The following is a 13,843-nucleotide window of genomic DNA, read 5'->3' as shown; positions in this document are numbered from 1 at the left end:
AAAACTCGGTTTACTGCTTCCCAAAGAAATCTAGCTACTGATGAAGCTAAACCTAGGAAAGTCAAAACTTCATCACTTTGATTCCAGATTTCCTTGGGATTTGCTTTGAGGTTGCTGAAGACACGGCTTTAACTTGGCTATGGATTAGCCGGATGACAGTCTTAATTCTTGGTCTCTACCCAGGAATCAAGACTAGTCCGAGTTAAATTTCGCCGTCCACTTGCATTTTGTGCACTTGATCAGCTAACTCTTGACGACCTTGGTCATCTAGCTTATCAATTGCCAACATACCCATGAGGATAACCTCTTTTAAGGTCAGACGGGTAGAATGTGCCTGTTTTTGCACAGTCTCTTTGATCACTGGACTTACGCCAATTGCGGTACTTGCTCTAGCCACGGAACTAACAATAAACATTAATGACTTCGGATAAAATCTTAGCACTTTAAATGCAATTATTGTCTACATAATAAAACTTAACAATTTTTTTTTTAATTTTTTTTATCTTCTTCCCTCCACCTATCCCCCCTTTCTCCATCTCCCCCTCCTCACTCCTCCTTCTCCATTTTTTGATGCCAACCCTGACTAGACCTGGTTTAGAAGGAGAAATCCCACTTGTAACAGGCCCACCGCTAACCCTAAAATACCTCCTAGATTCACAATTGCCTGCAACTCATTCTTGACAATCCCCTCAATAGCTGCTTCTAAGTCAGCAGGTGAGGTGGCTTTGACTTTTTCTACGATAACTTTATCTAGGGACAAAATTGGAATTGCTTGGGCTACAATGGTTTCTAGGTCTTTTTCTAAATACTTGTCTAGGATTAGGGCTAACTCTTGAGCCACAGACTCCAGGGAACTGTTAACAATGGCTGAATCACGCAGGCGAGTTAATAAAATAATAGAAATTCTCTCCCAATCCGCTGATTCTGTTACCTCTTGTATCAGGTTACTGCCACTGTCTCGCAGATAATATCTAATGCTCTCCTTTATACTCTTTCTCAATTCACGAACTGTGCCAATGGGCAAATTTTGTAGGGACAAGTCCTGTAATAGCTTCTTCAGGCGATCGCCCAATTGTAGATCTTGAACTAACTCTTGCAGTCGTTGATTAGTCAATTCCTTCTCATCCAAACAAAAACTTCTGAGTCGGGTAAGAGTATTTCGTAAACCGAAAAGATTAGCTACCACCCAGTAAGTACCACTAGTTTTTTCTCTAAAGCTATCATCAATAGTTTGAATAGTTTTATCTGTGAGAAAATTAATTATTGCTTGTCTTAACACATCCGGTGGAAAAGCAACCTTCAGTAACCAGTCAGCTAACCAAATAGCCTGTTCTTCGTTTAGTCTAAACTCTAATATTAGACGGTCAAAAACTTGATTAATTTGTACTTCTAGAAAATCTTCTTTACGAGCTAACACTCTTAACAGACGGGGAAGGGAGTCCCCCAATAAATCGCGCAAAATTCCCGCCAAGATCTGAGCAGTTTTTTGATTTTTTTCCTGTTTAATTTGGGCCAATGCCAATTGTAACAACCATAGGATAGCAGCTTTGACCCGATCAGTTGCCAAAAGTCGTCCAGCCAATTTATGTAATTCGTCTGGAGTTAACAGAGAACCCATAATAGCATGGGCAATATTGTTTCCCAATCGCTCTTGATTACTGGGAATCAAACCAGGAGTAAAAGGTAACTTACGTCCCAGAACATAGATGGGTCTGTAGGGACGGAAAAGCATTCTAATGGCTATATCATTAGTGAAATAGCCAATCACACCACCCAGAACGGGAGGTGATACATAAAGCCAAAGATGTGACCAATCCACGGGATTTTGGACTCAGTTCGATTAGGGAACGACGATTACTAGTACCCCCATCATAGCATTGGAAATTGGATAATGAATAGCATTGACAAACCCAACTTGACGTGCTAAGGCAACCTGTTCCTCACCCCTGGGAAAACGCTGCAAACTGGGACTGATGTAAGCATATTCTTCCCTCACACCCAAATTAGTGGCCAGGGGAACAACCAGATAATCTAAATACCATTGTTGAAAGGTCCTCCAGATGTGGTCATCAGGACGATGAAAATCCAAAATTGCCGCTTTACCCCCAGGTTTTAGCACTCGATAGATTTCCTGTAAACTGCGGGTGATATCTGTCACATTTCTTAAACCGTAACCCATGGTCACAACGTCAAATTGATCATCTACAAAAGGAAGACTCAGCACATCTGCTTCTGTCCAAGTGATAGAATATGGGTTCTGGGATAATTTCTGGCGGTTTTTAGCAGCATTAAGTAAATTATTAGAGAAATCCACACCATATACCCTACCAGCAGTTCCTGCACGTCGAGCCAAACGGAAGGTTAAATCCCCACTACCGCAGCATAAATCTAGACAAGTATCTCCTGGTTTCACACCACTCCATTTCACGGTCATTTCCTTCCAGATGCGATGTTGTCCCAGGCTTAACCAATCATTAAGTTGATCGTACACAGGAGCAATACGGTCAAAAATATCACGAATTTCTTGCTTCATTCTCAATATAACATGAATTGTCTTGGTAGCGATCGCTCGTTGAAAAGAATGGGAATTTATCTGCGATCGCACCTTGTCAAAAATATCACGAATTTCTTGCTTCATTGGTGGCGGAAAAAAATTGGGAGCTGTGTTAATATGGGTGTCAACCAATTTAATATATAAAAGACAACCGGTAAAGCTTAATAATCTCTCAGGTAATTTAAAGATGTCTACATCGAATAGAAACACATCAGTTTACGAACAAGACTTTTATCTTTGGATTCAGGAAACCATACAAGCTTTGCAATTAAGTAAGTTAGACCCCAAAGAAATTCCCCATCTCATTGAAGAACTGGAAGACATGGGCAATAGTCAAAAAGATGCTTTAGAAAGCAATTTAATCCGGGTGCTTCAGCACTTACTCAAGTGGAAATATCAAAAGCATAAACGTACTGATAGCTGGCGGGCATCAATTACTGAACATAGTCTGCGTTTAAATAGAGCTTTTAAGAAAAGTCCTAGCTTGCGACCATATTTTGCCCAGGTTTTTGACGAGTGTTACAGCGATGCTCGACTCATCGCTTCCCGGGAAACTGGTTTAGAACTGGAGGTATTTCCCCAAGAATGTCCCTTTGATCCCAAAGACGTGCTCAATCCGGAATATTTGCCATAGTTAATTTAATATAACTGATAGAGATTAAGAACTATTATGGACATCAACTATATCATTGAGCTAATTAATCAGGGAGAAAATGGATCCGTTGAATTTAAGCGTAGTGATGTGAAGCTGGATAGTCTATGTAAGGAAATCATCGCCTTTTCCAATTCCAGTGGAGGGGTTGTAATAATTGGTGTTGATGATGATGGGACCATTTTGGGGGTGGAGAGCCATAGAAATTACGAGGAATGGGTGGTAAATATCGCACGCAATAATATCATCCCTCCTGTCAACATCCAATCCAGGGAAGTGGTTTGGGACGGGAAAAAAATTGTGGTTGTGGAGGTTCCTAAAGGAAAGGACAGACCATATCAAGATAATACTGGTAGGTTTTATATACGCATTGGCTCAACTAACCGCATAGCTAGTTTAAACGAACTAATGAGACTATTTCAGCAAAGTGGACTTTATCACTTTGATGTCACAGCAGTTGACAATACCAATCCGTCTTATCTCAATCACAATGCCATTGATCGATATTTCCACAGTTATGATGTCCACTACATGGAAATGGAGCAGGAAGATAAGATAACACTGCTAAAAAACACTGATATCATTGCGGAAAATGAGCAGGTGACAGTTGGTGGTCTTTTGGTCTTTGGCATTAATCCCCAGCGGATTTTCCATAATGCTTCTATCTCATTTGCCCACTTCTTAGGAGATACAATCTCAGAAGAGTTAATAGACAAAAAAAATATTGAAGGATCACTGCCAGATCAGGTACAAGCAGCATTACAAATAATCAAAAACAATATCCTGACCCCATCATCTATTTTGGGAACCAGGAGAGATGAAAGGATAAAATATCCTGACAAAGTGTTTCGGGAATTGATTGTCAATGCTTGTGTGCATCGTAATTATTCTATAACCGGTTCCAGGATCCGAATTTTTATGTTTGATAACCGGATAGAGTTTATGAGCCCGGGGAAATTACCAAACACGGTCACTATTGATAAACTGAGGTTTGGAGTGTCTTACTCTATAAATCCGGTTATTGTTAAATTTATGGAAAACCTCAGATATATAGATAAATTGGGCAGAGGTTTACCTATGGTTTATCAAGAAGCGAAAAAACTTGGCAAGGATGTACTCTTTGAAGAAATTGGGGAAGAATTTAAGGTCACTCTGTTAACATAGGATAATATAACGACAAAATCTGGTTCCACAAACAAAATATCATGACTACACTTAATCTAGTCAAATTGCCAATCACTACCATTGAAATTGCACCGGGTAGTCACTTGTTGATTCACGATGTTACTTGGGAGCAATATGAAGCTTTATATAAAGATTGGGGAGATGAACGCCAAGTGCCCCGAATGAACTATTGCAATGGAACCCTGGAAATTATGTCTCCCCTTCCTGCTCATGAACGTCCCCATCGTATTATTGGTGATATTGTCAAAACCCTATTAGATGCTGAAAACAGAGCTTGGGAAGATTTTGGCTCTACCACCTTTAAAAAGCCAGAACAAGCAGGTCTGGAACCAGATACCTGTTTTTATATAGAGAATGCGGATCGGGTTCGCTCCTTGATGCGAATGAATATGGAAACGGATCCGCCACCGGACTTAGCAATTGAGAGTGATCTTACCTCTCAAACCACATTAGATACCTACTTGACCCTACAGGTTCCTGAGATCTGGATTTATGAAAATGATCGCTTAACAATTTACCTGCTAGAAAAAAACAACTATCAAAAGACCACCACCAGTCGAGTCTTTCCATCCCTAAGTATTACAGATCTCATTCCAGAGTTAGTACAACAAGCGATCAAACAGGGAACAAGCACTATGTTACGCAACCTGCGCCATCAATTGTCCACTTGACTTATTAAATAGATTGTAATAAAATAGGGAGCAGTTCTTTTTTATACTTATTTTAATTATTTTAAAATTTTAAAAAAGTTGATTAGGATAAACTAGGTGAAAACAACAAGAGTAACTTATGACCCAATCTTCCAACAGAGAAAACCACCAGGGAAATATTCAGAACACAGATAATACAGCTGAAGAATTACTAGTAAAACTGAGACAGAAAAAAGGTAATTGGGTAGAGTGGGGAAATGCGATCGCCCATTTACAAAAAAATGGCTATAATCCCCAGGATATTTTTGAAGCTACAGGATTTGAACCGATTCAGCAAAATCAGGTGGTTGTTGGTGCACAGGTTTACAGCTCCCTAGAAAAATTCGGCGCATCAGAAGCTACCAAAACCTACTACGGAACAAGAGCCAGTGACATTCTTTACGAACTGAGACTATTAACCCAGGGAGATAGAGCGACAGCTGCGGATTTAATTTTTGCCCATAAACTGGATGTGGATGAAGCAAGAGAAATTGCTAAAGCTATTAAAGACTTCTCCCGATTTTCCACTCCCCCGGAAGGATTCAGTACCCATCCTGGAGACGCTATTGCTTACCAATGCTGGAAACTGGCCAGACAAAACTCAGACCTGCAAGAGAGATCCCGTTTAATTGCCAAAGGATTGCGTTTTGTGCAATCGAGTACAGCCAGAAAACAGATTGAACAATTACTAACAGACTTTACCATTGTTCCCCAGCGCAATGCGCCCTTGCTTCCCTATTTTCGACTAGAGTCCGATGAAGAACTGCCCAGATTAGTTCCCGTGGTAGGAGAATTACCCCTAACCCCAGAGGATGTCAAGTCAGTACCCCTAATTATAGAAGAGGCCCCTTTTAACATAGTTAAATTTGCTGGTGAGCAAGCTTGGGTAGCATTACCGGGATGGCAAGTGTTGCGTTCTGCGGAAGATCCAATAGTGATAATTGGGGAGAGCAACATTTTTCCCCAGAGCAAATCTGGCAAAACCGAACAAATTCTAATTGTGATAGATAGAGATGAAAGAGATTGGGATGACGGGAGTTATTTTGCCTTTGACAATGATGGAGAAGTGGATTTTCAGTGGTTTGAAACTCAACCAGAGCAGACAATATTAGGACGCATAATTGTCATTTTACGTCCTAAAAAAGTTTTAGACGAAGATTTTACCAAAGATAGTTGGCAAATTGATGAGTGATGAGATATGGAAAAGTTGACCCTGTCCAAGATTTCTAAATCTGATTTAAAAAGATTTGTGCAATTAGACGAAAAGGGAATTGGGAGTTATGAATGGTTAGACCTTGAGAGTATAACCATAACTCAAGATGAACAGCAACAGGTGGGCTATATACAATCTCATTTATTAAATTATTCTATTCATTTAATGAATGAAGCCACCATTTGGGCTAGGGGAATTTACCCCTTTTTACTGTTAGCAGAAAGGGGTAAAATTCAAGCATTAGCGGAAGTATTGTTGCAGGCAAAATATCCCCAATTTGAATTAGAAGGAATTGCTGATGGTTTACTAGCTAGGAGCGTGGTTGATAGTGTAGAAGTTCCATATCTGGTGGTGGTGGAAGCGAAAAAGGGTTTAGATAATCAAAATCCTCTATCCCAATTATATGGCCAACTGCTAACAGCTGGAAGATTGAATTGGCAAGAGGATAGACAAGATCCCCAAGAAGTATATGGGTGTTATACGATTGCTGATGTTTGGACTTTTGTCCATGCTAAAATTGAAGGTATGGAATCTGAAAAGTTAAGAATGGAACTGGAGTTTTCTAGGGAATATAGTTCCAAAAATGAGGGAGAAATCATCCTAAAAATCCTCAAAAAGATTGTTACCAACCATCTCAATCTCCACTAAAGAATTGGGGTGATGTGAGCAATAAACAAATCACAATAAAATTAAGTGGGTGGGTGGAATTAAATAATTGTGCCTCCCTACTTAACCCGCGATTAAGATTCAGAATCATCAGAGCAAATCCATGCAACTTGAGAATTTAAATAGTGAAAAATGGGACTCTCAAGATAGAGAACATAGACTAGAGGTCAAAATCCAACAGATTCGGCAAAAATTGCGTCCTGGACAGGTGCAAATGGCTGATTGGTTGGGGGGACCATTAGCTGTTTCCGCTGTCCCTGGTGCGGGTAAATCTACGGGAATGGCTAGTGCAGCAGCTATTGCCATAGCGCGTCAGTATTACTCCCACTCCCGTTCCCAATTAGTCCTAGTGACTTTTACCAAGTCAGCTGCTATGAACCTGAAATTAAAGATTTGTGAAAAATTGCGGGAACTATCTCTACCACAAAAGGGGTTTGTGGTTTATACATTACATGGTTTGGCTTTAAATATTGCCACTCGTTATCCCCAACTGTCTGGTTTGGAGTTAGACCAGGTGAAGTTAATTACTCCTAATCGGAGTCATCGTTTAATTAGTATAGCTGTAGAGCAGTGGATTAGCAAGCATCCCACCATGTATTATCGTTTATTGGAAGGACACCAATTTGATGGGGAAGAAACGGAGAAACTGCGTCGTCAATCGGTTTTAAGAACGGAGATTTTGCCAGATTTAGCTTATACCACAATTCATGAGGCTAAAAGTTCTGGGATTGTACCGGAAACTCTCTATCAATGGAGTGAGAAAACTCAAAACTCCTATCAAATTTTGCGGATTGCAGCGGGACTATATGAGGAGTATGAAAAGTTAATGAAGTCCCAAGGTTTGATTGATTATGATGATATGATTTTGGCAGCTTTAGAAGTTTTCAAAAATCCCAGTGCGTTACGAATTGAAAAAAATAAGATTTTTGCAGTTTTTGAAGACGAAGCACAAGACTCTAGTCAGCTACAAACTCAACTATTAGAAATATTGGCAGAAAGAAAAGATAGCAACGGAGGAAAAACAACCTTGAATTTGGTCAGGGTTGGTGATTCTAATCAAGCTATTAATTCCACTTTTACGCCTGCAGATCCCATTTATTTTCGGGAATTTTGTGAACAATGTGCTGGGGAACAAAGACTGGCAACTATGAACCAAGCTGGACGCAGTAGTAGAATTATTATTGATGCGGCTAACTTTGTTCTGGAATGGGTAAATCACCAATGGTCCAAAAGGAATCTACAAAATCATTCACCAAAAAAACCACCATTTATAAATCAGAAAATTCAAATCGTCAATATTGGTGATCCGCAAACCGATGCTAATCCTGCACCCGTAGGAAAAGGATTGGAACTACATACACCTGATGACATTCATCACACTGTTGAGTTGATAGGTCAAAAGATTGTAGAACTCTTTAAAAATAATCTAGGTACTGCAGCTATATTAGTGAGAGAAAATCGCCAAGGTAAATGGTTAGCAGAAAATATAAGACCAATATGTAATCGGTATAATATTGACCTATATGAAGTAGCGGAAACAGAAAGACGTTCCCAAGTACCAAAAGAAATCCTAGCTTTATTGCAGTTTTGCGATCGCCCCCATTCCCCGGAGTTTTTAAAAACTGCATTAACTGTGCTGATGCAAAGACAATTAATAGCTGCTCAAGACATTAATAGTTTGGCGATTTTACCCGAAGAGTTTTTATATCCTACACCATTCACCAGGGTGCAAACAGAAATAGTTCAGCAAGCTGCCCAACTATGCAGAAACCTGCTGCAAGCAGCATGGGAAATACCACCATATCAGATAATTTACTTTTTGGCCTCAAGTCTAAACTATGATCAAGGGGAGTTGGCTACAGCAGATAAATTAGCGGAAAAAGTTAATCTCCAAATTACTGGGGATAGATCTAGAAGTTCCCTAATTAGTGCATTAGTGGAAATAGTAAATTCGGAAAAATTTGAAGCGGTGGACACAGAAAACCCAGAAACTAAATATATAAAAAAAGGTCAATTAACAATTATTACCATGCACAAAGCCAAAGGACTGGATTGGGACTATGTATTCCTACCCTTTTTGCATGAAAATTTAATTCCTGGCAAATTGTGGGTAAAACCCCAAAGTCAATTCTTAGGTGATTTTAGCCTAGCAGAAGTTGCTCGCGCCCAAATTCGCACTGCACTCCATCAAGGGACAGAAACCACTAATAATTCTCAGCAAAATGCAAATCTAAACCAAAACCCAAACAAAAGTTTTTTTGAGATTAAACAAGCATGGGAAGAAGCTAAGGATTTAAAACTAGCAGAGGAATATAGATTACTATATGTGGCCATGACCAGGGCAAAAAAACTCCTATGGATGTCCGCAGCTAAAAGAGCCCCCTTCGTGTGGACAAAACCAGACAGTTTACAAGAGATTCTACCTTGTCCAGTATTTACAGCTCTAAAGTCTAATTAATAATACTAATTAAACTTATTGGTTATTGATGTCAAATTCCATCTCCTCTCGAATATATTCAAGTTCCTCAGCTGCTGGTGGTTGAACCACAGCAGTTTTGGGAATTTCAACTATTGGGTTATTGAGAGCGACCATTAAAGGAGAGATTGGTGCTTGTGTTTGGATATCCCCACTATCTATCTTCTGTTGTGCTAGTTGCAACCTAGAAGTATTTGCTGGCAAAATTCCTGATATGGAACCAATAACACAAGCTGCGATAGCAGCACTACCCCACATCCAATTTATCCGACGACGGAAAATTATGCGTTTCCAAACAAGACTAAATAAATCCGGAGACGAAGCATAACAGCTTGGCACAGGCATGGTTCGGACACCATGCCTCAATTTTAACAGTCTCATGTACAAACGCTTACTAGATTCATCCGTTGCCAACCACTGCTCTATCCGCTGACGTTCAGTAGCTGTAACTTCACCATCTAAATATGCGCTTAACAGCTCAAACTGATCATCTTCATTATATTCCTGATAATTAAACCTATCCATATTCGCTTTGACCTTTCCACGGGTAAACTAGAGGAATTTTCCTGTGAATCCACTTAACCATCCAGATAACTTTTTAGTTGGCTTTGCAGTCGGGAACGGGCTCTAGCTATTCTAGATTTGACGGTTCCTAGGGAAGCACCAGTAATTTGAGCAATTTCTTCATATGCTAAACCTTCGATTTCTCTAAGAACTATGGTAGTACGGAAAATCTCTGGTAAATCAGCAATAGCTTCCCGCAGTTGCTCATAAAATTCCCTAGTTTTTAGTTGTTCTTCCGGACTTGGTGTATCGCTGGCAATTTCCCAATCCATTTCCCCATCCCCTGCTAAACGAGGAGCATCTAGGGAGAAAGAACTACCAGATCTTTTGCGCTTACGTAGCTCATCATAAAACAAATTAGTGGCAATTCGACTTAACCAACCGCGAAATTTAGCAGGTTCTTGTAATCGGTGAATATTCCGATAGACTCGAATCCACACCTCCTGAGCCAAATCAGCTCTGTCAGACCAGTCGGGAGCTAAGTGATATAGTACCCTATCTACCTGAGTCTGATAGCGACGCAGCAATTCAGCAAAAGCTGCTTTGTCCGGGCGCAGTCCAGATTGACAGCGCAAAATAAGATCCTGATTCGAGAGTTTATCAACTTGCACCGATGCTTGTGAATAATTGGCATCAACAGTTGACCAGGATACAGCAATAGACTGACTCATAGATCCCACTGGCATAAAATAATCTCTATCTATTAGACTGAATCTAATTTCCTATGTTCCCCACCCAAGTGATTAATTTATTACCGGATTAGCTAAATATCTATCCGGAATCATGAAAAAATCCTCTTTGTCAGGGTGATCAGACAATAGACAATTTTTGATAAATTTTTTGCTAATTGACGCTCTCGGAGCATTTAATAATTATGATGGGCCAGCTATGGCGAGATTTTAAAGCGTTTAGTCTATATTTTATTTCCAATGGCGAAGAAAAAACCTTTACTACCCATGCTTATGTTACTTTGTTTTGGCACATCCCTTGTTTCCCTGGTTGTCTATTGGTACAATACTGGTACAAATACAAATCAGTCCAATGATTCCTCTTCCATGATCCTGCGGACCAGTGCCAACTCTAATAAGCATAATCCTGATTTCTCTTCGGGTATTACTCTTGGGGATACCGCTTTGGGTGCTGATATGACCTCTTCATCTGATTCTGGTGATGGGGAAAAAAATACAAGATTGGTACTCCCTACACAACAAAACAAAACAAGTAGTGGGTTAAAAGGCTTTTTCTTTGGTGCTGGAAATGACTCTCCATCTCCCGGAGCGGGAAATGATCAAAGTGATGTGGTAGTTGATTTGAGCGATCGCCGGGTTTATGTTTATCGTTATGATCAAGTGGTGGCCAGTTACCCAATTTCAGTGGGCAAAAAGGGTTGGGAGACTCCCACAGGTACTTTTAAAGTTATACATAAGGAGCATCACCCTATTTGGAAGCACCCAATTACGGGGAAAATATTTGAAGCGGGGACGGATAGTCCCCTGGGAGATCGATGGATTGGTTTTTGGTCAGATGGTAAGAATGAAATTGGTTTCCATGGCACACCTAATAACGATTTGATTGGTGGTGCTGTGTCCCATGGTTGTTTGAGGATGCGTAATCCTGATGTAAGAATGTTATATGAACAAGTGGACTTGGGGACTCCTGTATCAGTACGCCACTAATCAATAGTTTTGGTTTTCCAAAACATAGGATCAATGGATTTTCCATTAACATATAAACCCCAATGTAAATGGGGACCAGTAGAAGCACCTGTGGAACCCACAGTACCGATGAGATTGCCAGGTTGGACAAAATCACCTTCTTTGACATCAATTCGGTTCAAGTGCAGGAAAATGCTGGTTACTCCCTGACCATGGTCAATACCCACCGCGTTTCCATGAACCCTAAATCCCTGGGATACTTTCCCTACTAAAGCTACTCTCCCCGCTGCTGGTGCGATTACTGCTGAACCCACTGCACCTGCATAGTCTAACCCTCGATGATAATAATCCTGGGCAAACACACCATTATAGTACCGTCTCACACCATATCTCGTGCTCATCCTCCCTTTATTGGGACTGAGAAACACTCCATTCCAGTATTTTTCTGGTGTTTGTAGTTCTTTGAACTCTTTTACACGAGCTAGTTCATATTCTGTGGCTTTTACTCCCGCTTTTCCTGGTGGTAGGTTGATCCTCTGTAACGGAAATTTCCTATTACCTACTATTACCTCTAATTTTTTTTCCTCTTGTCCCCCCACTAATATTGTAATTTTTCTTATTCCTGGTTTTTCTAGGGGGGTAGTAGGAATCAGGGAACGATAGGTGTTTGGTGCGATCGCAAAAGCTGGATATGTGTTTTCATCAACTTTAACACTAGGTTTTATAAGATTTTGGATATCAGTATTTAGAGTTTGTTCCGCATCGGGCTTAATTAATACTGAGATTGTATCTCCCAATTTTACCGTTTGTGGTAAAATTTGCACCTCTAATGCTTTTGCTGATGGGATGCAAGCTAGGGGAGTAATTGCCAATATTCCCGTGATAACCTTGCCTAGACTGGTGAGATTAATCACCCGCAACTTATGGTAAGTATTCATCAATTTCAACCTGGTGACAGTTTTTAAAAATCATTGCTCCAATTCTAACAACCCCTTGCAAAAATAAAAGATGCTGGTGAATATGATTTCTATCCATAGCATTAGATGATCTAGCCAGGTTAAAATCTGCTCCAATGGGTGTTTTTCATAACCAATAAATGTGGCTTTGATTTCTATCCAATCAGGCTTGAATTGATAATAGTGGTATGGATAATTATTTTGTTCTCTTCCTAATTTGAGGTCACTTTCTTGAGTTTGATAGTTTTTACCATAACTAGACATTTGTCGGGGTTGACGCGAATCACCATCAGAAAAATCGCTCCCAAATAAATCCTCCCATGTTAACCAACAATCTTCCTTAACTTCCCCAACATGGGATGTCTGTACTTGTTCCCAGCTAGGAGAAAACCTGGCACTGGTCGTGAGTTCGTGAGGGAGAACAGGAGCAGTTTCTTCACCCATTAAGGTAATTTGTCTAGTTTCAAAAATGTAACCTATGACAGATTGAATTAAGACCAAAACATTGGCACTCCCAACAGACACATTAGCTGGTAACTGAGCCTGATGTTCTAACTTAACCAGCATTGTATCTACAAACTTCAAACATTTAGATGCCAAAACCTGTGAATAAGAGAATACACCCCGGGGGAGGTCAGCTAGAATCTCTAGATTACTGTTAGAATAATTATTTATCTGCTCTTCAATGCTATTAGCAATTTGCTTCTGCTGTATGGGTGTTAAAACATCAAAAACCTTATTGTTCTCCCCCACAAGCACCAAATCACGACTTGTTAAATTAACGGCAATTGCTTCTATCTTAGGAATATGAGACTGTAACGTCTTGCTTCCTAGAGACTGGTCATCTCTTGCACCTCCGGTCAACTTTTGCACAATTCCACCAAACCAACCCGAGGATTTGACATTTTGTAAATTTTCCGATTCCCAAGTAGCTGCAGATGGTAAACTCCTGACCAGTTCCAATACTTTTACAATTGGTGATTCCATTGATGTATGGTCATCCAAAGGGGGGTACAAAGTTTTAAGTCTTTTCCCCACTGCTTCATCAGGTTGTAATGACTTATAAAGCGGGTAAAGCAAAGCCTCCGCCCCCCATTTTGTTGCCAACTGTAAATTGCGGAAAGCACCCACCAACTTTTGGGACAACCGACGAGACTGGTGACTGAAAAATTTAAATACTTGGCTTTGATAAGGACTAGAGGAACCGGAGGACATTGCGAGTTTATTTATTAA

The 13,843-nt window shown here is 40.1% G+C and carries 14 protein-coding genes; 7 read left to right on the top strand and 7 right to left on the bottom strand.

Annotated elements, in window-relative coordinates; all coding sequences use genetic code 11:
* Positions 1-202: 202 nt before the first annotated feature.
* The 3 genes from IAR63_RS05640 to ubiE form a co-directional block, all read right to left on the bottom strand.
* A complete protein-coding gene (locus IAR63_RS05640; protein ID WP_009344334.1) occupies positions 203-415 on the bottom strand; it encodes a hypothetical protein in 213 nt (70 codons plus the stop codon).
* Positions 416-583: 168 nt separating this feature from the next.
* Positions 584-1,819, bottom strand: a complete 1,236-nt coding sequence (locus IAR63_RS05635; RefSeq protein ID WP_187706897.1) for a DUF445 domain-containing protein — start codon at positions 1,817-1,819, stop codon at positions 584-586.
* A gap of 21 nt (positions 1,820-1,840) precedes the next feature.
* Positions 1,841-2,533 carry a bifunctional demethylmenaquinone methyltransferase/2-methoxy-6-polyprenyl-1,4-benzoquinol methylase UbiE gene (gene ubiE / locus IAR63_RS05630; RefSeq protein ID WP_187707375.1) on the bottom strand — a complete coding sequence of 231 codons (693 nt, stop codon included), beginning with the start codon at positions 2,531-2,533 and terminating at the stop codon, positions 1,841-1,843.
* Positions 2,534-2,741: 208 nt separating this feature from the next.
* On the opposite strand from ubiE, the gene IAR63_RS05625 reads away from it, so the two are divergent.
* From IAR63_RS05625 to IAR63_RS05600, 6 genes are all read left to right on the top strand, one after another.
* Positions 2,742-3,188, top strand: a complete 447-nt coding sequence (locus tag IAR63_RS05625) for a DUF29 domain-containing protein (RefSeq protein WP_096547552.1) — start codon at positions 2,742-2,744, stop codon at positions 3,186-3,188.
* A 36-nt stretch (positions 3,189-3,224) separates the two neighbouring features.
* Positions 3,225-4,370 (top strand): RNA-binding domain-containing protein, encoded by a 1,146-nt coding sequence (locus IAR63_RS05620; RefSeq protein WP_187706896.1) that lies wholly within the window; start codon positions 3,225-3,227, stop codon positions 4,368-4,370.
* Positions 4,371-4,411: 41 nt separating this feature from the next.
* Entirely contained in the window at positions 4,412-5,062 is a 651-nt protein-coding gene (locus IAR63_RS05615; protein ID WP_096547554.1) for a Uma2 family endonuclease, read from the top strand.
* 118 nt (positions 5,063-5,180) lie between these two features.
* Positions 5,181-6,272 (top strand): RuBisCO accumulation factor 1, encoded by a 1,092-nt coding sequence (locus IAR63_RS05610; RefSeq protein WP_115538866.1) that lies wholly within the window; start codon positions 5,181-5,183, stop codon positions 6,270-6,272.
* Positions 6,273-6,278: 6 nt separating this feature from the next.
* Positions 6,279-6,941, top strand: a complete 663-nt coding sequence (locus IAR63_RS05605; RefSeq protein WP_057177756.1) for a hypothetical protein — start codon at positions 6,279-6,281, stop codon at positions 6,939-6,941.
* 121 nt (positions 6,942-7,062) lie between these two features.
* Positions 7,063-9,417: an ATP-dependent helicase gene (locus IAR63_RS05600; protein WP_187706895.1), complete on the top strand. Its 2,355-nt coding sequence runs from the start codon at positions 7,063-7,065 to the stop codon at positions 9,415-9,417.
* Positions 9,418-9,432: 15 nt separating this feature from the next.
* Here the strand turns inward: IAR63_RS05600 and IAR63_RS05595 are convergent, their stop codons facing one another.
* Together IAR63_RS05595 and IAR63_RS05590 are read right to left on the bottom strand one after the other, a co-directional pair.
* On the bottom strand, positions 9,433-9,960 hold the full coding sequence (locus IAR63_RS05595; protein ID WP_187706894.1) for an anti-sigma factor family protein: 528 nt from the start codon (positions 9,958-9,960) through the stop codon (positions 9,433-9,435).
* A 53-nt stretch (positions 9,961-10,013) separates the two neighbouring features.
* A complete protein-coding gene (locus IAR63_RS05590; RefSeq protein ID WP_187706893.1) occupies positions 10,014-10,670 on the bottom strand; it encodes a sigma-70 family RNA polymerase sigma factor in 657 nt (218 codons plus the stop codon).
* Positions 10,671-11,054: 384 nt separating this feature from the next.
* On the opposite strand from IAR63_RS05590, the gene IAR63_RS05585 reads away from it, so the two are divergent.
* The gene (locus IAR63_RS05585) at positions 11,055-11,675 is read left to right on the top strand and encodes a L,D-transpeptidase (RefSeq protein ID WP_187707374.1); all 621 of its coding nucleotides are present in this window, start codon (positions 11,055-11,057) and stop codon (positions 11,673-11,675) included.
* Here the strand turns inward: IAR63_RS05585 and IAR63_RS05580 are convergent.
* Both IAR63_RS05580 and IAR63_RS05575 read right to left on the bottom strand, forming a co-directional pair.
* Positions 11,672-12,592, bottom strand: a complete 921-nt coding sequence (locus tag IAR63_RS05580; RefSeq protein ID WP_187706892.1) for a M23 family metallopeptidase — start codon at positions 12,590-12,592, stop codon at positions 11,672-11,674. The genes IAR63_RS05585 and IAR63_RS05580 overlap by 4 nt on opposite strands.
* Before the next feature lie 30 nt (positions 12,593-12,622).
* A complete protein-coding gene (locus tag IAR63_RS05575) occupies positions 12,623-13,825 on the bottom strand; it encodes a hypothetical protein (protein ID WP_187706891.1) in 1,203 nt (400 codons plus the stop codon).
* Between the last annotated feature and the right edge of the window lie 18 nt (positions 13,826-13,843).

Origin of the sequence: Cylindrospermopsis curvispora GIHE-G1, from assembly GCF_014489415.1 — a bacterium.
GTDB classification, from domain to species: Bacteria; Cyanobacteriota; Cyanobacteriia; order Cyanobacteriales; family Nostocaceae; genus Raphidiopsis; species Raphidiopsis curvispora_A.
Note: the sequence above shows the minus strand (reverse complement) of the source record. Positions and strands in the feature narration are given on the sequence as shown.